Source organism: Rhodococcus sp. JS3073 (assembly GCF_026810085.1).
In the GTDB taxonomy this organism is placed as follows: Bacteria; Actinomycetota; Actinomycetes; order Mycobacteriales; family Mycobacteriaceae; genus Rhodococcus_F; species Rhodococcus_F wratislaviensis.
In genome coordinates, this window is record NZ_CP113951.1 from 5745056 (window position 1) to 5763731 (window position 18676).

Genomic DNA, 18676 nt, shown 5'->3' on the forward strand with positions numbered 1-18676 from the left:
GACGTTGGTCACAGTCGGCGCATACCGCGGAGAAGTTGCACGAGTGAGAGTGAAGAGCCGAGGCCAATACGGAGTTTGGGGTGAACAGGGCTGATATTGGCAATGACGGCGTATCGGACACCGTGGTCGCGCCATTCGCTCAATTGATCGAGTATTTCCGACGGGGTCCCGGCCAGACACGTTTCACGGACCAACGACGGCGGCACACGTTCGACATAGCTGAGGGCGGTGTGTTCATCGATGGTCTGCGGCAACAAGTCTTGAATACCGGAAAATGTAGGGCCCATCGGGTGCTCGACGCCGTGGCGTGCCCACACCTCGGCGGATGCGGACAGTGCGAATGCCCGGGCCGTGGTCGATCCGACCATCTCGTCGACCTGTGCGCTGCTGCTCGCGGTCAAAACGAAGAACAACACCGCCGGCGTAATGGCCAACGGATCGCGTCCGGCGCCCTCTGCCGCCGACCTGATCACGGCGAGCTTTTCGGAGTACTGCTTCGGCTGCTGCGGATAGGAGGGGAACCAGGCGTCGGCGTACCTGCCGGCGATGCCCAGCATCCGCGGGCCGTGCGCCGCGACCCAGATCTCCGGCCACCCGCCCTTGTGCGGCGGGATGTCGAACACGGCGTCGTGGAGCGGGAAGAATTGCGATTCCCGGGTCACCGGCGCGCCGCCCGAGTCCCACAGAGCGCGGATGGTCGCGATCGCCTCGTCGAATCGTGCTACCGGCTTTGCCCAGTCAACCCCGTACGGCTCGTTGCCTTCCCGTTCGCCGGGGCCGATACCGAGTATGGTCCGCCCGCGGCTGAGGTGATGAAGAGTGGCGGCGGCCTGCGCCGTCACGGCGGGGTTTCGCCTTCCGGCGTCGGTAACCCCCACGCCGAGTCTCAGTCGGGTGATCCGGTTCTGTGCGGCGATGTAGCCCAGGGTGGTCCAGGGTTCGTAGATTGCGTCCGCTCGCGGCGCGAGTTTGGCCACGCCGAGGTATTTCGGGTTCCAGATTGACGACGGAAACACGCCGTTGAGGTGATCGGGTATCCACATCGAGTCTGCCCCACCAGCGGCGGCGATCTGTCGGGTAGTGCGGAGCAGCAAATCGGGGGCGAATCGAACGTGCAATGCACCGTCCATCAGCCCGGTTCTGAAGCCGTTCATGGCAGGTCCTTCTCAAGCGTCCGTTCTCATTACCACGCTTCTGACTCGAGGTGCGGTCTTCTTGCTGCACCGCGAGGGGCACGCGCTGGAGCCGGTGCGACACTTTCGCATTCGCTGAACACTCGCCGCCCCGAGTTCGCGTCGTCCATCGGGACATGATCCGCCACCGGCCAAACGAATCGTGTTTCCATGGCCAGCCAAGACGAGACCGGTCGTTTTGATAGTCCTCCCGTCAGCCCTCGATGTCACTGGTCGTTAGGCCCTCGAAAGACTGAAGCCACCCGGTCACCGACACGTCGCATCCTCCAGCCGGGCGGCGCTGCACAGTTTTGCGCTCCTACAAGGATGACATTCGGGCATCACTGGAGCGGTTCTCCTCAGTGACACCGCATAGGGTCCGCTATCGGTGACCGTCAATCGGTCCTGGCTCGGTGGCCGGCCGCGGTGGGCGATTCCGTAGTTACAAAGGTTTCACCGTCGCTCAGCGATCGATGACCGCTAGTCGCGTTTAAGCACGTGCTCCGAACTGTGCTCGGCGCGAGCATCCGTATCGACGTAATTCTCGAGTAGTTCTCGGTAAGCCCCGTCACCCACAGTCCACCAGCAGGTGCCGGGGACCTCGCAGCACCGGGTTCGGACGGTAAGGCGGCGGGTCCTCGACGAGGCGCGGATTGGGGAGACGGCGGATGAGTTCGGCGAGCGCCATCTGCCCTTCGAGGCGGGCCAGGGGAGCGCCGAAGCAACTGTGGATGCCGCTGCCCAGACCCACGTGCTGGTTGTCCGCGCGGTCGGGGACGAACCGGTCGGCGTCGACGAAGCGTTCGGGATCACGATTCGCCGACGCCAACGCGAGGACGAGGGGCGAACCCTTCGGGACGGTGACACCGTCGATTTCGATGTCCACGATCGGCGTTCGCTGGCCCAGGAGATGCACGGGCGGTTCGAAGCGGAGCAGTTCCTCCACAGCCTGCGGCATCAGGTCCGGTTCGGCGCGAAGACGTTCGAGAGCTTCGGGGTTGCGGAGCAAGGTCAGCATGCCGTTGGTGATGAGGTTGACGGTGGTCTCGTGCCCGGCGATGAACAGCAGGATGGAGTTGGTGACCAACTCGACGGTGTTCAACTGACCGTCGGGCCCCGAATCGTTGGCCAGCCCCGACAGCATGTCGTCACCGGGATCGCGGCGACGGTCTTCGATGAGACCGGCCATGAACATGGCCATCTCCATCTGGGCCTGCTTCGCCACCTTCACCTGCTCGGTGTCGGCGCCGGCACGCCGCGGGTCGATGGCGGCCACCAGCGCGTCGGCCCAGGCGTGGAACCTGGGTTCCTCCTCGTGGGGTACCCCGAGTAGCCGGCAGATGACGGTGACGGGGAAGGGGTAGGCGAAGTCGTCGACGATGTCGATGCGCTCCCTACCATCGAGTCCGTCGACCAGTTTCGTGACGAGTGTGGCGAGTTCGCCTCGCATGGAGTCGATTCGGCCGGGGCTGTGCGGCGGACCGAACTGCCGCGTCGTCAGTCTGCGTAACCGATCGTGCTCGGGCGGATCGAGTTTCAGGAAGGACTCCGGCCCGTCCCCGGCACGATCCGCGCCGGGGAGCCCTGGCCCACGGTTGTGCAGGTCGGAGCTGATCCTCGGGTCGTGGAGGAGCGCCATGACCTCGTAGTACCGTCCGACGAGGTAGGAACCGTTGTCCTGCGGCGCCACCCGCGTCTCACGAAGTTCCTCGTACAGCGGATACGGATTCGGCCGGCTCGCCTGGTCGGTGATCCGCTGGAACAGCTGCGCACGCGACATGGACACTCTCCCTGTTACTTCGGTAGCGAGACGAACTCGACGCGACGTTCGGTGGGCAGATGGCCGGTCACGGCGACGGTGGGGCCGTGGCTGAGAACGGCAGGGTCCGGCAATTCCGACGCACGGACCTCGAACGGTTCCGCCCGGTCCATGACGTCGAAGTCCGGGGGGAACGCGGCCGCCGACTCGATCAGTCCCCGGTAGAAGTCGAGCCACTTACCCTGATTGAACGCCACCGCGGCTGTGACGCGTCCGCGGAAGCCGTACGCCGCCACGAATCGCCGATCGGCGACGGAACCCTGCGTGATCACCACCTGATCGGAGTAGGTGGGGATACCCACGGACTTGATGTTGACGCCGAACTGGCTGGACCAGAACGCCGGAATCTCCAGGTGCGGTCGCCGACGGAGGCCGTCGTGGATCATGTTGTGGGCCGCCACCTCGGCCTGACCGACCGCGTTGCCCCAGTGCTCCAGCGCCAGCAGCTGGTAGTCGTAGAGCGGATGCGGTTGCCGCGCAACGTCGCCGGCGACGAACACGTTGTCGGTGACGATGCCGTTGATGTCGAACGCACGGCAGCCGGCGTCGCAGGTGACTCCCCGGGGTCCGGCGGCGAGCCCGGAGCCGAACAACCAGTCGGTGTTGCGGATACTGCCCTGCGCGACGATCGCCACGTCGGCGTCGAGTGTGGTCCCGTCCGACAGATGCGCACGGCACAGCTGCCCGTTGCCGTCCCCGTCGAGCCCGGTCACGGTGACCCCGGTGCGCAGGTCGACGCCGTGGTCGCGTTGCATGTCGGCCGCGACCGCCGCCACCACTCCGCCGAGCGCACCGACCAGCGGTGCCGGACCCCGCTCGGTGACCGTCACCGACAGTCCACGCTCCCGGCACACCGACGCGATCTCCGAGCCCGTGAACCCGGCCCCGATCACCAGGACGTGACGTGGACCGGCGGACAGTCGCCCGTTCAGCCGACGCGAGTCGTCGCAGGTTCGGATGGTGAAGACGCCGTCGAGGGCGGCCTCGGACGAGTTCGACCACGGCCGGGCGCGGACGCCGGTCGCGATCAGCACCTTGTCGAACTCGACGGCGGCGCCGTCGCTCAGAACCACCCGGTTGTTCTCCAGGTCGAGACTGGTGGCCCGCACGCCGAGCCGCCACTGCGCATCGAGGTCCGGACGGAACGGCAGCGCCGCGTGGTCGGGCGGCATGATGCCGAGGAGCACAGCCTTCGACAGCGGGGGCCTGTCGTACGGCTCGTAGGGTTCGTCGCCGATGAGGGTGAGGGAGCCGTCGAAGCCCTGCCCCCGCAGTGCCTCCGCCGCGCGCACACCCGCGAGCGACGCACCGACGATGACGATCCGCACGTCACTGCCCATTGCGGTGGTCGGGGATGTCCGTAGTGATGGCGTGCACCGGGCACGCCGCGGCGGCTTGCGACACGCGGTCGCGCTCGTCGTCGGTGGGGCCCGCGTCGTAGAGCAGAGCCTCTTCTCCGTGCAGGGTGAAGACGTCGGGTGCGAGGAACACGCACTGCGCGTAACCCTGGCACCGATTGAGGTCGACGACGAGTTTCACGTCAATCATCCCGATTCTGAACAGTTCTGGTCACACGGGTCCACTGGGGCTGCGCGGCGCACGGCCGTCCGATCGCGTCGGGCGGAGACCTCCACCCGGAGATCAGTATTGCGGAATGGCCGGACTGTTCGGTTTCGATCCGCTGTTCTGGAGCCATTCAGAAATGCGCTACTCCGCGGAGTCGTACTCGCGGGTAGAACCCCACAGTAGTAACGAGAGTTACAAGTATCTTGCCGGAGTTCGTATCCTGCTGTCGAGAAACAACTTTCGGACACGGTCTCGATTCGGCAACACGGACGGCCGGATCGTGATGTGATGTGGTGACAAGAGACCGGCAACGCCCAGTGGCGACACCTCAGAGGCGGAATATTGACGATCGAAGCTCACCGTGACACCCGCGCGACCCGGCACCTGTCCGCTTTGGACGCTGCAATTCAGATCCTGACCACCGCGCGCGGAAACTCGTACAGCGCGGACCAGGCCTTCGACGAACTACTCGACTCCTCCATGCGGCATCAGGTCGATGTCGGAGATCTGGCGGAAGCTCTCGCCGATCTCGCCGACGGCATCCATCCCGGTGCCGACGATCACCGTCGGGCACGGGACGTGGCCACCCGGGAATGGGGAGCCCTCCTGTCCGGCAACACCGGCTAACCGGCGCAGTCGATACAGGTCTGCGCCGCAGGTAGCGCGTCGAGTCGGACCTCGGCGATCGGCAGGCCGCACCGAATGCAGAGGCCGTACGTCCCATTGTCGAGTCGCTGCTGCGCCTCCGCCAGATCCTCCACCTCACGCCGTGCGTCCGCCAGCAGTGCCGACACCTGCGCCCGCTCGAACGCGATGGTCGAGCCCTCGGGGTCGTGTTCGTCGTCGTCCGTGGTGAATTCCGAACCCTCCACGATGGCGGTGAATCGGCCGGTCAGCGATGCGATGCGGCGCTCGGCGTCGGCTCGCTCCTCGGCGATGCGGGTGCGATGCTGTTCCGGGAGGGTCATCTCCCCTTCAACATCGGTGACGGTCCGGTGCTTCCCCCCGGGTAATCCGCTCGATCGATCCGGAACTTTCTGTCAGGCTTCCCGGCATGGCACGCACATTCGAGGAGTTGGTGGCCGAGGCGGAATCCGTGTCGGTGGACGGCTGGGATTTCTCCTGGCTGGACGGCCGGGCCACCGAACAGCGGCCGTCGTGGGGGTATCAGCGCCTGATGGGTGAACGGCTCGCGCGCGCGGACGCCGCTCTGGACATCCAGACCGGGGGAGGGGAGGTCCTCGCCGGTGCAACGACGATGCCTCCCGTGATGGTGGCGACGGAATCGTGGCCGCCGAACGTCGCGAAGGCGACGGCACTGCTGCACCCGCTCGGTGCGGTCGTGGTAGCCGACACGGACGAGCCGCCGCTGCCCTTCGCCGACGGCGCCTTCGACCTGGTGACGAGCAGGCACCCCGCCACGGTGTGGTGGGACGAGATCGCCCGCGTCCTGCAACCCGGAGGCACGTACTTCTCACAGCACGTCGGGCATGTGAGCGTGTTCGAACTCGTCGAGTACTTCCTCGGGCCCCAACCCGAGAAGGTGCGGCGTGGCCGCCACTACGAGGACGAGACCGCGGACGCGCAGGCCGCCGGTCTCGACGTCGTCGACCTCCGCTTCGAATCCCTGCGGATCGAGTTCTTCGACATCGGCGCCGTCATCTACTTCCTGCGCAAAGTGATCTGGATGGTGCCCGGCTTCACCGTCGCGGAGTACCGCGAACGTCTGCGGGAACTCCACGATCTGATCGAGGCGCAGGGGCCGTTCGTGGCCCACTCGACCCGCTTCCTCATCGAGGCCCGCAAACGCGGCTGACTCAGCCCATCGACTTCGACCCGTCGAGAGCCTCCCTGATGATGTCGGCGTGCCCGGCGTGCTGCGCGGTCTCGCCGATGATGTGGAGCAGGACCCGGCGCGCGGACCAGCGTGATCCCGGTTCGAACCACGGCGCCTTCGGCAGTGGGTGCGAGATGTCGAGGTCGGGCAGCGAGGCCACGATCTCGTCGGTCCGGTGCGCCACCTTCGCGTACCGGTCGAGGACGTCGGCCAGCGTCTCGTCGTCGCGGAGGGTGAACTCCTTCTCGCGATTGTCGGTGCCGGTGCCGTCCGCGGGACCGCCACGCACGGCGTCGGTGCCGCGCACGATGAAGTCGGCCCACACCCGTTCGACGTCCGACACGTGTTTGACGAGTCCGCCCAGACACAGTTCGCTCACCGTCGTGCGCTGGGCCGCCTGTTCGTCGGTGAGGTCCCGGACGGTGTAGCGAAGGAAGTAGCGGTGCTTGGCCAGCGACTCCAGCAAGTCGGCACGCTCGCCGGTCGTCGACGTTCTCGCGGTAGAGGTCACGGTGATCACCTGCTCCAGCCGGTCCGATGATGGCGCATTCGACCGTAGCGGTCAGCCGCCGTGCGCGGTGACGTAACCGGTCGCGCGGCCGTGGGTGTCGAGTTCCCACCCCATCCGCTTCCGGGACCGGAGCGTCACCGACGAGTCGATGATCTCCAGGCTGGGGGCCCGGCTCTCCAGCCACTCCTGCACCCGCAACAGGTCGGGCAGCGAAGACACCCACATGCTGACGAGGAAGTTCGCGGGCCCGGTGAGCGACATGCACAACCTCAGTTCGGGCCGGGTGTTGACGACTTCGACGACTTCCCGGTGTGCGCGCACGGGCAGGCGGCACCACCATGTGACGGTGATCGGCCACCGCGTCGCGTCCTGGGCCACGTCGCAGCGCAGCACCACCGCCCGGGAGCGCAGCAACCCCGCGAGCTGCCTGCGAACCGACGACGCGGGCCGGTCGATGACCGAGGCGATCTCGCGCGCGGACGCCCGGCCGTTCCGGGTGAGTTCGCGGACGAGCGCGCGGGCGACCTCGTCCGTCAGGCTTTCCGGCCGAGCCGATCCGGACTGCGGAGGGGTGTTCTCCAGTGCGGCGATCGCGGCGGACTGTGCCGTGTCGAGGGAATCGAGGCGCCAGCGGCTGCCCTCCGCGTGGAGTGCGGTGCACGTGTGGGTCCGGGTCGAATTGACGCTCGGGTGGCCGGGCAGTTCCTCGAGCACCAGGTCCGACAACTCGTGCAGGGATCCCGTCTGCACCGTCAGGATGAGGTCCCGCCCGCGCGCCGCGTGTTCGATCGACGCCACCCGCGGGTCGCGGGTGAGCGCCTCGACCAGGGCCTTCGTGCCGCTGAGATCGCACGTCACCTCGATCATGGCGGTGAACGCACCGGCGCCCGTCATCGGCGCGGGGTACGCGGTGATCCAGGCCAGTCCGCGTGCGGTGATCGACTCCCACCTCCTCGCCAGCGTCGCGGACGTCGTCCGGAGGATCGGGGCCAGCTCGGCCCACGTCGCCCGGGGCCGGATCTGCAACGCATGAATGAGCGAAAGTTCGGATTCTGTCAGCATTTCACTCATAGAACACATCCTGAGTCGGTTCGGATGATCGTTTTCGACGTTCTCGGCGGTCCGTCGCCCGGCGGATCACAGCATATGACCACCGACGCATTCGGTCGAAAACGTGACCACCGACATAAGGGAGAGCAATGGATCTCTTGGACGACGCCCGCGCACTACAAGGCGACCTCGTGCAGTTGCGTCGCGTATTGCACCGCGAACCCGAGGTCGGACTGGACCTGCCGCGCACGCAGGAGCGTGTTCTCGAGGCGTTGGACGGCCTGCCGCTCGAGATCTCGACGGGAACCCGCACGACGTCCGTGACCGCGGTGCTCCGCGGCGGCAGGCGTTCGGTCGACGCCGCGCAGACGGTGCTGCTGCGCGCCGACATGGACGGACTCCCGGTCACCGAACAGACCGGACTCGACTTCGCGGCGCAGAACGGCGCCATGCACGGATGCGGGCACGATCTGCACACCGCTGCGCTCGTCGGCGCCGCGCAACTGCTCAGCCGTCACCGCGACCAGTTGGCGGGCGACGTCGTCCTGATGTTCCAGCCCGGCGAGGAGGGCTGGGACGGCGCCAAGGTGATGGTGGACGAGGGTGTGCTCGACGCCGCCGGCCGCCGCGCCGACACCGCCTACGGCATGCACGTCTTCTCCTGCCAGAAGCCGCAGGGACGGTTCTTCTCCAAGGCGGGCACGCTGCTCGCGGCGTCGTACAAACTGACCGTCACGGTGCGCGGGGCGGGCGGACACGGATCGTCCCCGTCGACCGCCCGCGATCCGATCACCGCGATGGCCGAGATGATCACGTCGCTGCAGACCATGATCACCCGGACGTTCGACGTGTTCGATCCCGTCGTCGTGACGGTCGCGAACGTGCAGGCCGGGTCGCGGCACAACATCATTCCCGACGACGCGCGGTTCGAGGCGACGGTCCGGTGCTATTCGCCCGCCACGTACGAGAAGGTGCCTGCGGCGCTGCGCCGGGTGCTCGAAGGGGTGGCGTCCGCGCAACGGGTCGAGGTCGACGTCACCGTGGCCCCCGAGTTCCCGATGACAATCAACGACGGGGACGAGGTCGCGTTCGGCGCCGAAGTGGTCAGCGACCTCATGGGCGAGGATCGCTACGAGACCGTCACCCATCCGATGGCCGGGTCCGAGGACTTCTCCTACGTCCTGCAGGAAGTGCCCGGAGCGTTCATCGGACTGGGCGCGTGCATGCCCGGCGCCGATCCCGCCGCCGCTCCCATGAACCATTCGCCCCGAGCGCAATTCGACGACGCGGTGCTCGCCGACGCCGCCACCATCTACGCCGGACTGGCCGTTCGACGGCTGGACAAGGCGCGGTCCGACAATGCTGCTGTGGCAGCGGGGAGTGACGCACGATGATCGAGATCGCCACCGAGAGCAGGTCCGTGAACGCCGGCCCGCCCACCGTCCGGCAGAGATCCGAGCGCTGGGAGAAGGCCCGCGCGATCGTCGGCGTGGGCACCGGCAACGGGATCGAGTACTTCGACTGGACCGTCTACGCGACGTTCGCCGCGTTCTTCGCCCCGCAGTTCTTCCACACCGGCTCCGCCGTCTCCGACCTGCTCGCGTCGTTCGGCGTCTTCGCCGTCGGATTCGTCGCCAGGCCGTTCGGCGGTCTGCTGTTCGGCTGGCTGTCGGACCGGCGGGGACGCAAGCTGTCGATGACGCTCGCCGTCGGACTCGCGGCGATCGGCAGCCTGGTCATCGGTCTGACCCCGACCCATCAGACGATCGGCGTCGCGGCGGCGGTGGTGCTTGTCGTGGCACGGCTCGCGCAGGGCGTCGCGCACGGCGGCGAGTTGCCGTCCGCGCAGACCTACATCGTCGAATTCGCGCCGACGGCCCGGCGTGGACTCTGGTCAAGTCTCATCTACATCTCCAACACCACCGGGGTCGTCGTCGGCACGCTTCTCGGCGCGCTGCTCACGACGACGCTGAGTTCGGAGCAGATGGCCGACTGGGGTTGGCGGGTGCCGTTCCTGCTGGGCGGCGTGCTCGGACTGTTCGTGTTGTGGATGCGGTCCCGGATGAGCGAGACCGAAGTCTACGAGGAGTCGGGTGACGAGACCGCGAAGCAGTCGATGTGGCAGCTGTTCCTCGCGCACCGGCGGCAGGTGTTCCAGATCCTGTTCTTCACGGTCGGCGGCACCGTCGTCTACTACGTGTGGGCTGTGTCGGCGCCGGCGTACGCGATCGCCGTCCGGGGCATCGATCCGTCCGGCGCACTGTGGGCGGGGGTCGGCGCCAACCTCGTACTGATTGCGTCGCTGCCGTTCTGGGGTGCGTTGTCGGACCGGATCGGGCGCAAACCGGTGCTGTACATCGGCAACGTCGGTATCGCTGCCCTGCTGTTTCCGCTCAACGCCATGATCGGGCACAGCGCGGTCACGCTGTTCTTCGCGATGGCGATCGCCCTGTTCGTGATGGGCGCGATCCTGTCGGTGATGCCGGCGATGATGGCCGAACTGTTCCCGACCGGGTTGCGTGCCGCCGGTGTCGGAGTGCCGTACTCGATCGGTGTCGCGGCGTTCGGTGGGACGGCCGCGTACGTCCAGACGTTCTTCGCCGACCGCGGTACGCCGGAACTGTTCGAGTGGTACGCGCTCGCGCTGGTCGCGGTCTCGATCGCCGCACTGATCACGATCCCCGAGACCCGGGGACGGGATCTCGCCTCCCAGACGTAGCGCACGTGAGTGGCAAAGCGTGCTCCGGTGCGCTTTGCCACTCACGTGCGGGGGACGCTCTATCTTGAAGCGGTGAAGACACACTCGGTACGGATGGCGCGAGCCGCGGCAGGTGTCGCGATCGCATCCCTGACGGTGGGCGGCACCTGCCTCGCCTCCCCGGCCGCGTTCGCCGACGAGGCCGAACGCGCGCCGGGGAGTGTCGTGGAGGTCGAGCCGCTGCCCGTCGACCTCTGGCTCCCCGGCGCCGCCGACGCGCAGCGAATCACCTACTGGTCGATCGGGTCCGACGGAAGTCCCGCACTCAGCAGCGGCGCCGTGTACGTGCCACCGGGGGAGGCGCCCGACGGGGGCTGGCCGGTGGTCGCGTGGGCGCACGGCACGTCCGGTCTCGCGGACGACTGCGCGCCCTCACTCGTCGGGCCCGCGCTCCCCGAGCGCGACTTCCCGTACCTCGGACGCTGGCTCGAGCAGGGGTACGCCGTCGTCTCCACCGACTACGTGGGCCTCGGCACGCCCGGCGTGATGCCGTACCTCGACGGAAAGGTCGAGGCGCACAGCGTCGTCGACTCGGTGAAGGCCGCCCGCGCCGTCGACGAGTCCCTGTCGAACAAGTGGGTCGTGGTCGGCCAGTCGCAGGGCGGCGGCGCCGCGATCACCACCGCCCGCTATGCCACCGAGTACGGCGGCGAGACGCTCGACTACCGGGGGGCCGTGGGAACAGGGGTGCCCGCGAACATCGAACTGACACTGCTGCCGCTGGGTCCCGGGGTGCCGCCCACGGCGATCCCCGCCGGCCTCACGTCGTACCTGTTCTACATCCTCGCGGGACTGCGGTCGGCGCACCCCGAGATCGACCTCGACTCGTATCTCACGCCGCTCGGTGCCCACTACGTGAACGCCGCGGAGCAGCTGTGTGTCAACGACCTTCACGATGCCGCGGAAGGTGTGGTGGTCGGCGACCTTTTCAGCAAGCCGCTGAACCAGATCCCGAACTTCCACGGGCTGCTCGTGGACTACATGGGCGTCCCGACGAGTGGCTACGACCGTCCCCTGTTCATCGGGCAGGGGCTCACCGACATCGACGTGCCCGCGCCCTCGGCGTTGTCGCTGGTCGCGGCACTGACCGCCAACGGTGAGCCGGTCACGTTCCAGACCTATCCCACTGACCACAGCGGCACACTCGTCGATTCGCAGGCCGACACCATCCCGTTCGTGCGGGGGCTGTTCGACTGAGCGAACGCGGCACTGTCCAAAATCCGGACAGTTGCTCGCCGCGCCCACAGGCACTATGGCGTGGGTCACACTGTGTGGGTACGTTCGGATGTGAGTCGTGCACCGGTGCACGACCGGATGCGCGCGCGGCAAGGAGTCGAGGTTGGAGTTTGGCGGCATGACCGGGCACGCGGCGATGCGGCCGGAGATCGCGTTGTCCTGGAAGCGTTCGGCGCTCAGCGGCCTGGAACCGAGTTCGACGCCGAGCGGTGACCCCTGCTCCGACCTGGACACGTCCAGTCGGCTGCTGCAGGCGGCCCGGCCCGTCCTCGACGAGATGGAACAGCAGATTCAGGGCACCGGATTCTGCGTCCTGCTCGCCGACCGCGACTGCCGCATCGTCGCCCGGCTCTTCGACGGCCCCAGACTCGAACGCCTGATCGACGGCGCCGGCGCGGTGCTGGGATCGAGTTTCGGCGAGGACTGCGTCGGGACCACCGCGCTGGGGACTCCGATGGAGGTCCGGCGCGGTGTCGTGATCCACGGCGAGGAGCACTACCTCGAGCGGTTCAAGGACCTCAGCTGCTACGGACACCCGATCGTCCATCCGGTGACGCGCCGCGTCGAGGGCATCCTCGACATGACGGGCGTCGCGTCGCGGGCCAACCCGCTGTTCGCCCCGTTCCTGGCCCGTGCGGCCGGGGACATCGAACGACGGCTGCTCGAGGGGTCCCGGGTGTCGCAGCAGCGGCTCGTGGACGCGTTCCAGCGGGTGTCGCCGCAGAATCAGATGGCGGTCACCGCGATCGGCGAGGACATCCTGCTCAGCAACCGGGTGGCGCTCGACCTGCTCCAGGTGTCCGATCATGCGACGCTGCGGGGGCTTGCCGCGGACCTGCGTCCGGAGCAGTCGAAGACGGCGCGGATCCAATTGTCTTCGGGCGAACCGGCGTTGGTCCGGGCCGACCGCGTGGCAGGCACGGACGGTGGGGCCGTGTTCGTCGTCCGACCGGACCGCCGGACCAGCGCCCCCATTCGACGGGGCAAGTCGCCGTCGAGTTCCGTCGTCGAACGCAGCAGGTCGGAGTTGTCGCGGTTACGCGAGACGCGGGAGCCGGTGGTGATCAGCGGTGAACCGGGGGCAGGCAGGACGACGGCGGTCCGTGATCTGGCCGGCGACCAGTCGCTCGTATGTATGGACGCGGCCGCCATCGCCCTCGATGGAACCGAGGCCTGGATCGACCGACTTCTCTCGCTGGCGGCGGGACCCTCCGCGGTCCTGGCGATCGAGGAAGTGCAACTCCTGCCCGAGTCGATGCTGCCGCTGGTCGTGAAGATGCTGGCGGCCGACGCGGGGCCACGAATCGTGATGACGAGTTCGCCCCTCGGTGACCTGCCGCCGGGCGTTGCGGGTCTGGTCGGCCGCTGCCCCGGACAGGTGGTGCTTCCGCCGCTGCGGCAACGCAGCCGCGAATTCGCGGACATCGCGCAGGGGATCCTCGATTCCGTCGATCCCGGCCTCCGGCTCACCGCGAGCGCACTCGACGCTCTGATCGCCCGCGACTGGCCGGGCAACATCGCGGAACTGTCCGTCGTGCTGCAGGCGGCCGCGGGCAGGCGCACCAGCGCGAACATCGCCGTCGCGGATCTACCCGACCAGTATCGGACGCCGACGCGGGTGTCCAGGCTGGCGGGCCGCGAGCGCGCCGAACGCCAGGCCATCGTCGACGCATTGCAGGAATGCGGCGGCAACAAGGTGCACGCCGCGGCCGCGCTCGGCATCAGCCGCAGCACGCTGTATGTCCGGATCCGAGCCCTCGATATCACCGTCTAGCTGCAGTTTCATCCACCGATCCGCGACCGTCCGGAGGTGTCCGAAGTCAGGACAGTTAGTGATATGGCAACCAGTGCACTATGAGCCACGTCACATTCACAACTTCGGAGGTTTTGATGACAGCGACGATCGAACCCAGCCAAGCGGAACTCTTGCCGTCGGTACGGAACTTTCTGTCCGGCACCAAGCGATTCCTCGTCGGAGGGCAGTGGGTGGAATCGGCGAGCGGCGCGACGTTCGAGACGATCGACCCCGCCAACGGGCAGGTGCTGACCACCGTCGCACGCGGTGGCGCCGAAGACGTCGACCGTGCGGTCCGGGCCGCACGCACCGCCTTCGACGAGGGCCCGTGGTCGACCATGAAGCCCAACGAGCGGGAACGGCTGATCTGGCGGGTCGGCGACATCCTCTCCGAGCGCGCCGAGGAATTCGGCCAACTGGAGGCGCTGGACAACGGCAAGTCGGCGGGCATCGCCGCCGCTGTCGACGTCGCGTGGTCGGCCGACATCTTCCGCTACTTCGCGGGCTGGGCCACCAAAATCGAGGGCAGCACGGTCAACGTGAGCATGCCGTTCGTTCCCGGCGGCCAGTTCCACGCGTACACGCTGCGTGAACCCGTCGGCGTCTGCGGACTGATCGTTCCCTGGAACTTCCCGCTGCTCATGGCCGCGTTCAAGCTGGCCCCCGCGCTCGCCGCAGGCAACACGGTGATCCTCAAGCCCGCGGAGCAGACCCCGCTGACCGCACTTCTGCTCGGCGGGGTGTTCGAGGAGGCCGGCTTCCCGCCCGGCGTCGTCAACATCGTCACCGGTTACGGAGACGCCGGGGCCGCACTGTCGGCTCACGACCACGTCGACAAGATCGCGTTCACCGGTTCCACCGAGGTCGGGAAGAAGATCGTCGACGCCGCCAGGGGCAACCTGAAGAAGGTGTCGCTCGAACTCGGCGGCAAGAGCGCCAACGTCGTGTTCGCGGACGCGGACTTCGACGCCGCCGTCACCGGATCGCTCAACGCCTGGCTGTTCAACCACGGCCAGTGCTGCGTCGCGGGCACCCGGATGTTCGTCGAGGACAGCATCTTCGACGACTTCACGGCGGCGGTCGCCGAGGCTGCGAGCCAGGTCAAGATCGGTCCCGGACTCGACCCCACCACCCAGCTCGGACCGCTGGTGTCGCAGGAGCAGTTCGACAAGGTCACCGGCTACCTGGCCGCCGGACTCGCCGACGGCGCCCGCGCCCTCACCGGCGGAAAGCGCTGGGGCGACACCGGTTTCTACGTCGAGCCGACGGTGTTCGTGGACGTGAAGCCCGAATTCAGCATCGTCGAGGAGGAGATCTTCGGCCCCGTCGTCGCAGCGCTCCCGTTCAACGCGGAGGAGGGAGTCGCGAAGGCGGCGAACAGCAGCATCTACGGCCTCGCCGCCGGGATCTGGACGAAGGACCTGTCCAAGGCGCACCTCACGGCCCGTCAGCTCAAGGCCGGTTCGGTGTGGATCAACCAGTACAACGGGTTCGACACCGCCATGCCGTTCGGCGGATACAAGCAGTCCGGTTGGGGACGTGAGCTCGGGGCGACCGCCATCGATCTCTACACCCAGACCAAAGCCGTCAACATCGCACTCTGACCGTCACTCAACGAGGAGAAGACATGAAGACCAAAGCAGCGGTTCTGTTCGAAACGCACAAGCCGTTCGAGATCATCGAACTCGAACTGGACGGTCCGGGTCCCGGGGAAGTGCTCATCAAGTATGTCGCGGCAGGGCTGTGCCACTCGGACCTGCACCTCACCGACGGCGATCTGCCGCCGCGTTTCCCCATCGTCGGCGGGCACGAGGGCTCCGGCATCATCGAGGAAGTCGGCCCCGGTGTCACCAAGGTGAAGCCCGGCGACCACGTGGTCTGCAGCTTCATCCCGAACTGCGGCACGTGTCGGTACTGTGCCACCGGCCGCCAGAACCTGTGTGACATGGGCGCCACCATCCTCGAGGGTTCGATGCCCGACGGGTCGTTCCGGTTCCACTCGGGCAAGCAGGATTTCGGTGCGATGTGCATGCTCGGCACGTTCGCGGAGCGCGCCACCATCTCGCAGCACTCGGTGGTGAAGGTGGACGACTGGCTCCCGCTGGAGACCGCCGTCCTCGTCGGCTGCGGTGTGCCGTCCGGTTGGGGCACCGCGGTGTACGCCGGCGGGGTGCGCGCGGGTGACACCGTCGTCATCTACGGCATCGGCGGACTCGGCATCAACGCCGTGCAGGGCGCGGTCAGCTCCGGCGCCAAGTACGTCGTGGTGGTGGATCCGGTGGCCATGAAGCGGGAGGCCGCGCTGAAGTTCGGCGCCACCCACGCGTTCGCGGACGCGGCGACCGCGGCGGAGAAGGTCAACGAACTGACCTGGGGGCAGGGCGCCGATCAGGCCCTCATCCTGGTGGGCACCGTCGACGAAGAGGTGGTGCAGAACGCGACCGCCGTCATCGGCAAGGGCGGCACCGTCGTCATCACCGGCCTCGCCGACCCCGCGAAGCTCACCGTGCACATCTCGGGAACCGACCTGACCCTGAACCAGAAGACGATCAAGGGTTCGCTGTTCGGCTCGGCCAACCCGCAGTACGACATCGTCCGCCTGCTACGCCTGTACGACGCGGGTCAGCTCAAGCTCGACGAGCTGATCACCACCAAGTACACCCTCGAGCAGGTGAACGAGGGTTACCAGGATCTGCGGGACGGAAAGAACCTGCGTGGCGTGATCGTCCACCAGCAGTAGGCGGCTTCGCCGCCCGTGCGCGGTTGACGAGTCCAGAGACTCGCTAACCGCGCACGGGCGCTCCGCGCCACACGTCGGCGAGCAGGTCGTACGTCTTCAGCCAGGACTCGGTGTTCTCGGCGTGGGAGGCGACGATCAGCTCGTCGGCCTGCGCGTGCTCGGCGAACTCGTCGAGGTACGTCTTGACCTCGGTAGGGGTGCCGACGGCGGAGTAGCGCACCATCTGCGCGACCTGCTGACCCGCCGGGGACGTCATGATGAGGTCGACCTCCTCGGGGGTGAACTTCTGCCCGCGGCCGACCATCTGCACCACCCGCCGCCGCAGGGACGCTTCGAACTGCCGGTGCGCGTCCTCGGTGGTGTCCGCGGCGATGGCGTTGACGCCGGCGATCACGTAGGGCTCGGACAGATTCTCGGACGGCTCGAACCGCTCCCGGTACAGCGTGACGGCGTCGACGAGCGAATCGGGGGAGAAGTGGGACGCGTTGGCGTAGGGGAGGCCGAGCTTCGCGGCGAGCTGCGCGCCGAACAGCGACGACCCGAGGATGTAGAGGGGAACGTCGGTGCCCTTGCCGGGGATGGCGTCGACGCCGGGAACCCGTGACACACCTCTGAGGTATGCCTGGAGTTCCAGCACGTCCTGCGGGAACCGGTCCGCGGACGCGGGGTCGCGGCGCAGCGCGTACATCGTCTTCTGGTCGCTGCCGGGGGCGCGTCCGAGTCCGAGGTCGATGCGGCCGGGGTGCAGTGTCGCGAGGGTGCCGAACTGCTCGGCGATCGTGAGCGGGGCGTGGTTGGGCAGCATGATGCCGCCGGCGCCGAGCCGGATGCTCTCGGTGTGTGCGGCGACGTGCGCGATGAGAACGCTCGTCGCGGACGAACCGATCGACGGCATGTTGTGGTGCTCCGCGTACCAGATGCGGCGGTACCCGCGGGTCTCCGCGAGTTGTGCGAGCTTCACACTCGCATCGAAACTGTCCCGCGCCGTGTCGCCCTCGCGGATGTAGGCCAGATCCAGAATCGACAGAACAGCGCTCACGGGTTTCGTACCTTTCGTCACCAAGAACCGGCGCGAGAGGTTAGCCTCGCGCACTACCTCTGGGTGCAACCGCAGAGGTAGTGCGCGTATTCCGGGCTGCCGGAACGGTCAGGCGTCGACGAGTGGACGTAACGTGCGCCCGGTGAGTTCGACGATGCCGGGTTCGTGCCCGTTGGCGACGAGATTGAGGACGATGCCGTCGATTCCCGCGTCGAGGACACGGGTCTTCAGCTGCTCGGCCACCTCGTCGGGGGCACCGCAGAACTGCCGGTCGGTGGCGGCGGCGCGTTCCTCGTCCGACGCCGTCGACAGGTCGACGCCCTGCGTGAGCAGGAAGTCGTGCTGAAGCTGCCGGGCACGGTCGCCGTCCTCGTCGATGATGACGAAGGCCAGGTAGCTGGTCTCCAGCGTGGACCGGTCGCGACCGATCTCCGAGCACCGGGCGTCGAGAGCCTCGAGCTTGCGCGGCAGTTCGCGGGCGTTGCAGATGATGTTCAGGTGGTCCGCGAACCGGGCGGCGAGACCGAACGTCTTCTTCTCACCCCCACCCCCGAGCATGATCGGCAGGTCGTCGCGGATCCGCGGCTCGTTGATCGCGTTCTCGACGTGATACCACTTGCCGTCGAACGTCGGACGTTCGCCGTGCAGCATCGGCGCGATGATCTGCAGTGCCTCGTCGAGTCGTTCGAATCGGTCGGTGAACGTGCCGAACTCGTAGCCGTATTGCTGGTGCTCGAGTTCGAACCAGCCGGCGCCGATCCCGAGGACGGCCCGTCCGCCGCTGGCGACGTCCAGGGTGGTCACCGCCTTGGCGAGCATGGGCGGGTTGCGGTAGGTGTTGCCGGTGACCAGCGCGGACAGCTGGATGTTCTCGGTGGCCGTGGCGAGGGCGCCGAGGGCGGTGTACGCCTCGAGCATCGGTTCGTCGGGCGCACCGATGCCCGGCAGCTGATAGAAGTGGTCCATCACGAATGCGGTGTCGAAGCCCGCGGATTCGGCCTCACGGGCCTGCGCGACGACGGTCGGGAACAGGTCCGCGACGGGGGTGGAGTAACTGAAATTCGGCATCTGATATCCAAGGCGAATAGTCACCCGTTCGACGCTACTCGGATGGACGCCTCGGCACCTCCCCGAATTCGAGGGTAGGCAGGTG

At 67.5% G+C, this 18676-nt stretch carries 17 protein-coding genes; 8 read left to right on the forward strand and 9 right to left on the reverse strand.

Annotated features, from left to right (window positions below; all coding sequences use genetic code 11):
• Positions 1-8: 8 nt before the first annotated feature.
• The 4 genes from OYT95_RS25985 to OYT95_RS26000 form a co-directional block, all read right to left on the reverse strand.
• A complete protein-coding gene (locus OYT95_RS25985; protein ID WP_268789517.1) occupies positions 9-1154 on the reverse strand; it encodes an LLM class flavin-dependent oxidoreductase in 1146 nt (381 codons plus the stop codon).
• A gap of 586 nt (positions 1155-1740) precedes the next feature.
• Positions 1741-2952 (reverse strand): cytochrome P450, encoded by a 1212-nt coding sequence (locus OYT95_RS25990; protein WP_268789518.1) that lies wholly within the window; start codon positions 2950-2952, stop codon positions 1741-1743.
• 14 nt (positions 2953-2966) lie between these two features.
• Positions 2967-4331: an NAD(P)/FAD-dependent oxidoreductase gene (locus OYT95_RS25995; RefSeq protein WP_268789519.1), complete on the reverse strand. Its 1365-nt coding sequence runs from the start codon at positions 4329-4331 to the stop codon at positions 2967-2969.
• Complete coding sequence (locus OYT95_RS26000; protein WP_037225977.1) at positions 4321-4539, reverse strand: ferredoxin; 219 nt, start codon at positions 4537-4539, stop codon at positions 4321-4323. Before OYT95_RS26000 ends, OYT95_RS25995 begins: the two co-directional genes overlap by 11 nt.
• Before the next feature lie 360 nt (positions 4540-4899).
• Here OYT95_RS26000 and OYT95_RS26005 point away from each other — a divergent pair, with 360 nt between their 5' ends.
• Entirely contained in the window at positions 4900-5184 is a 285-nt protein-coding gene (locus OYT95_RS26005; protein WP_268789520.1) for an ANTAR domain-containing protein, read from the forward strand.
• On the opposite strand, the gene OYT95_RS26010 is transcribed toward OYT95_RS26005, so the two are convergent.
• Complete coding sequence (locus OYT95_RS26010; protein ID WP_037225970.1) at positions 5181-5525, reverse strand: TraR/DksA family transcriptional regulator; 345 nt, start codon at positions 5523-5525, stop codon at positions 5181-5183. The genes OYT95_RS26005 and OYT95_RS26010 overlap by 4 nt on opposite strands.
• An 86-nt stretch (positions 5526-5611) precedes the next feature.
• Between OYT95_RS26010 and OYT95_RS26015 the strand changes: the two genes are divergently transcribed.
• Positions 5612-6373, forward strand: coding sequence for a class I SAM-dependent methyltransferase (locus tag OYT95_RS26015; RefSeq protein WP_268789521.1), 762 nt, complete (start codon positions 5612-5614; stop codon positions 6371-6373).
• Between the two features lies 1 nt (position 6374).
• Here OYT95_RS26015 and OYT95_RS26020 read toward each other — a convergent pair whose 3' ends face one another.
• Together OYT95_RS26020 and OYT95_RS26025 are read right to left on the reverse strand one after the other, a co-directional pair.
• Positions 6375-6914 carry a DinB family protein gene (locus tag OYT95_RS26020; RefSeq protein ID WP_268789522.1) on the reverse strand — a complete coding sequence of 180 codons (540 nt, stop codon included), beginning with the start codon at positions 6912-6914 and terminating at the stop codon, positions 6375-6377.
• Between the two features lie 42 nt (positions 6915-6956).
• Positions 6957-7976: an Lrp/AsnC family transcriptional regulator gene (locus tag OYT95_RS26025; protein ID WP_112300086.1), complete on the reverse strand. Its 1020-nt coding sequence runs from the start codon at positions 7974-7976 to the stop codon at positions 6957-6959.
• A gap of 128 nt (positions 7977-8104) precedes the next feature.
• Between OYT95_RS26025 and OYT95_RS26030 the strand changes: the two genes are divergently transcribed.
• The 6 genes from OYT95_RS26030 (at position 8105) to OYT95_RS26055 (ending at position 16484) form a co-directional block, all read left to right on the forward strand.
• Positions 8105-9349 carry a M20 metallopeptidase family protein gene (locus OYT95_RS26030; protein WP_268789523.1) on the forward strand — a complete coding sequence of 415 codons (1245 nt, stop codon included), beginning with the start codon at positions 8105-8107 and terminating at the stop codon, positions 9347-9349.
• Positions 9346-10674, forward strand: coding sequence for an MFS transporter (locus tag OYT95_RS26035; RefSeq protein ID WP_268789524.1), 1329 nt, complete (start codon positions 9346-9348; stop codon positions 10672-10674). Before OYT95_RS26030 ends, OYT95_RS26035 begins: the two co-directional genes overlap by 4 nt.
• Positions 10675-10767: 93 nt before the next feature.
• On the forward strand, positions 10768-11910 hold the full coding sequence (locus OYT95_RS26040; RefSeq protein WP_268792277.1) for a lipase family protein: 1143 nt from the start codon (positions 10768-10770) through the stop codon (positions 11908-11910).
• Positions 11911-12067: 157 nt separating this feature from the next.
• A complete protein-coding gene (locus tag OYT95_RS26045) occupies positions 12068-13723 on the forward strand; it encodes a sigma-54-dependent Fis family transcriptional regulator (RefSeq protein ID WP_268789525.1) in 1656 nt (551 codons plus the stop codon).
• Positions 13724-13839: 116 nt separating this feature from the next.
• Positions 13840-15348 (forward strand): aldehyde dehydrogenase family protein, encoded by a 1509-nt coding sequence (locus OYT95_RS26050; protein WP_268789526.1) that lies wholly within the window; start codon positions 13840-13842, stop codon positions 15346-15348.
• Between the two features lie 23 nt (positions 15349-15371).
• The gene (locus tag OYT95_RS26055) at positions 15372-16484 is read left to right on the forward strand and encodes an NDMA-dependent alcohol dehydrogenase (protein ID WP_268789527.1); all 1113 of its coding nucleotides are present in this window, start codon (positions 15372-15374) and stop codon (positions 16482-16484) included.
• 43 nt (positions 16485-16527) lie between these two features.
• Here the strand turns inward: OYT95_RS26055 and OYT95_RS26060 are convergent, their stop codons facing one another.
• Both OYT95_RS26060 and OYT95_RS26065 read right to left on the reverse strand, forming a co-directional pair.
• Positions 16528-17523 (reverse strand): LLM class flavin-dependent oxidoreductase, encoded by a 996-nt coding sequence (locus OYT95_RS26060; RefSeq protein ID WP_268789528.1) that lies wholly within the window; start codon positions 17521-17523, stop codon positions 16528-16530.
• Between the two features lie 108 nt (positions 17524-17631).
• Positions 17632-18615, reverse strand: coding sequence for an LLM class F420-dependent oxidoreductase (locus OYT95_RS26065; protein ID WP_268789529.1), 984 nt, complete (start codon positions 18613-18615; stop codon positions 17632-17634).
• Positions 18616-18676: the final 61 nt, after the last annotated feature.

What these genes read in the sequence shown, in the direction of transcription:
- OYT95_RS25985 (WP_268789517.1), bottom strand. Translation starts at nt 1,154, where the DNA reads ATGAACGGCTTCAGAACCGGGCTGATGGACGGTGCATTGCACGTTCGA.
- OYT95_RS25990 (WP_268789518.1), bottom strand. Translation starts at nt 2,952, where the DNA reads ATGTCGCGTGCGCAGCTGTTCCAGCGGATCACCGACCAGGCGAGCCGG.
- OYT95_RS25995 (WP_268789519.1), bottom strand. Translation starts at nt 4,331, where the DNA reads ATGGGCAGTGACGTGCGGATCGTCATCGTCGGTGCGTCGCTCGCGGGT.
- OYT95_RS26000 (WP_037225977.1), bottom strand. Translation starts at nt 4,539, where the DNA reads ATGATTGACGTGAAACTCGTCGTCGACCTCAATCGGTGCCAGGGTTAC.
- OYT95_RS26010 (WP_037225970.1), bottom strand. Translation starts at nt 5,525, where the DNA reads ATGACCCTCCCGGAACAGCATCGCACCCGCATCGCCGAGGAGCGAGCC.
- OYT95_RS26015 (WP_268789521.1), top strand. Translation starts at nt 5,612, where the DNA reads ATGGCACGCACATTCGAGGAGTTGGTGGCCGAGGCGGAATCCGTGTCG.
- OYT95_RS26025 (WP_112300086.1), bottom strand. Translation starts at nt 7,976, where the DNA reads ATGAGTGAAATGCTGACAGAATCCGAACTTTCGCTCATTCATGCGTTG.
- OYT95_RS26030 (WP_268789523.1), top strand. Translation starts at nt 8,105, where the DNA reads ATGGATCTCTTGGACGACGCCCGCGCACTACAAGGCGACCTCGTGCAG.
- OYT95_RS26035 (WP_268789524.1), top strand. Translation starts at nt 9,346, where the DNA reads ATGATCGAGATCGCCACCGAGAGCAGGTCCGTGAACGCCGGCCCGCCC.
- OYT95_RS26040 (WP_268792277.1), top strand. Translation starts at nt 10,768, where the DNA reads ATGGCGCGAGCCGCGGCAGGTGTCGCGATCGCATCCCTGACGGTGGGC.
- OYT95_RS26045 (WP_268789525.1), top strand. Translation starts at nt 12,068, where the DNA reads ATGACCGGGCACGCGGCGATGCGGCCGGAGATCGCGTTGTCCTGGAAG.
- OYT95_RS26050 (WP_268789526.1), top strand. Translation starts at nt 13,840, where the DNA reads ATGACAGCGACGATCGAACCCAGCCAAGCGGAACTCTTGCCGTCGGTA.
- OYT95_RS26055 (WP_268789527.1), top strand. Translation starts at nt 15,372, where the DNA reads ATGAAGACCAAAGCAGCGGTTCTGTTCGAAACGCACAAGCCGTTCGAG.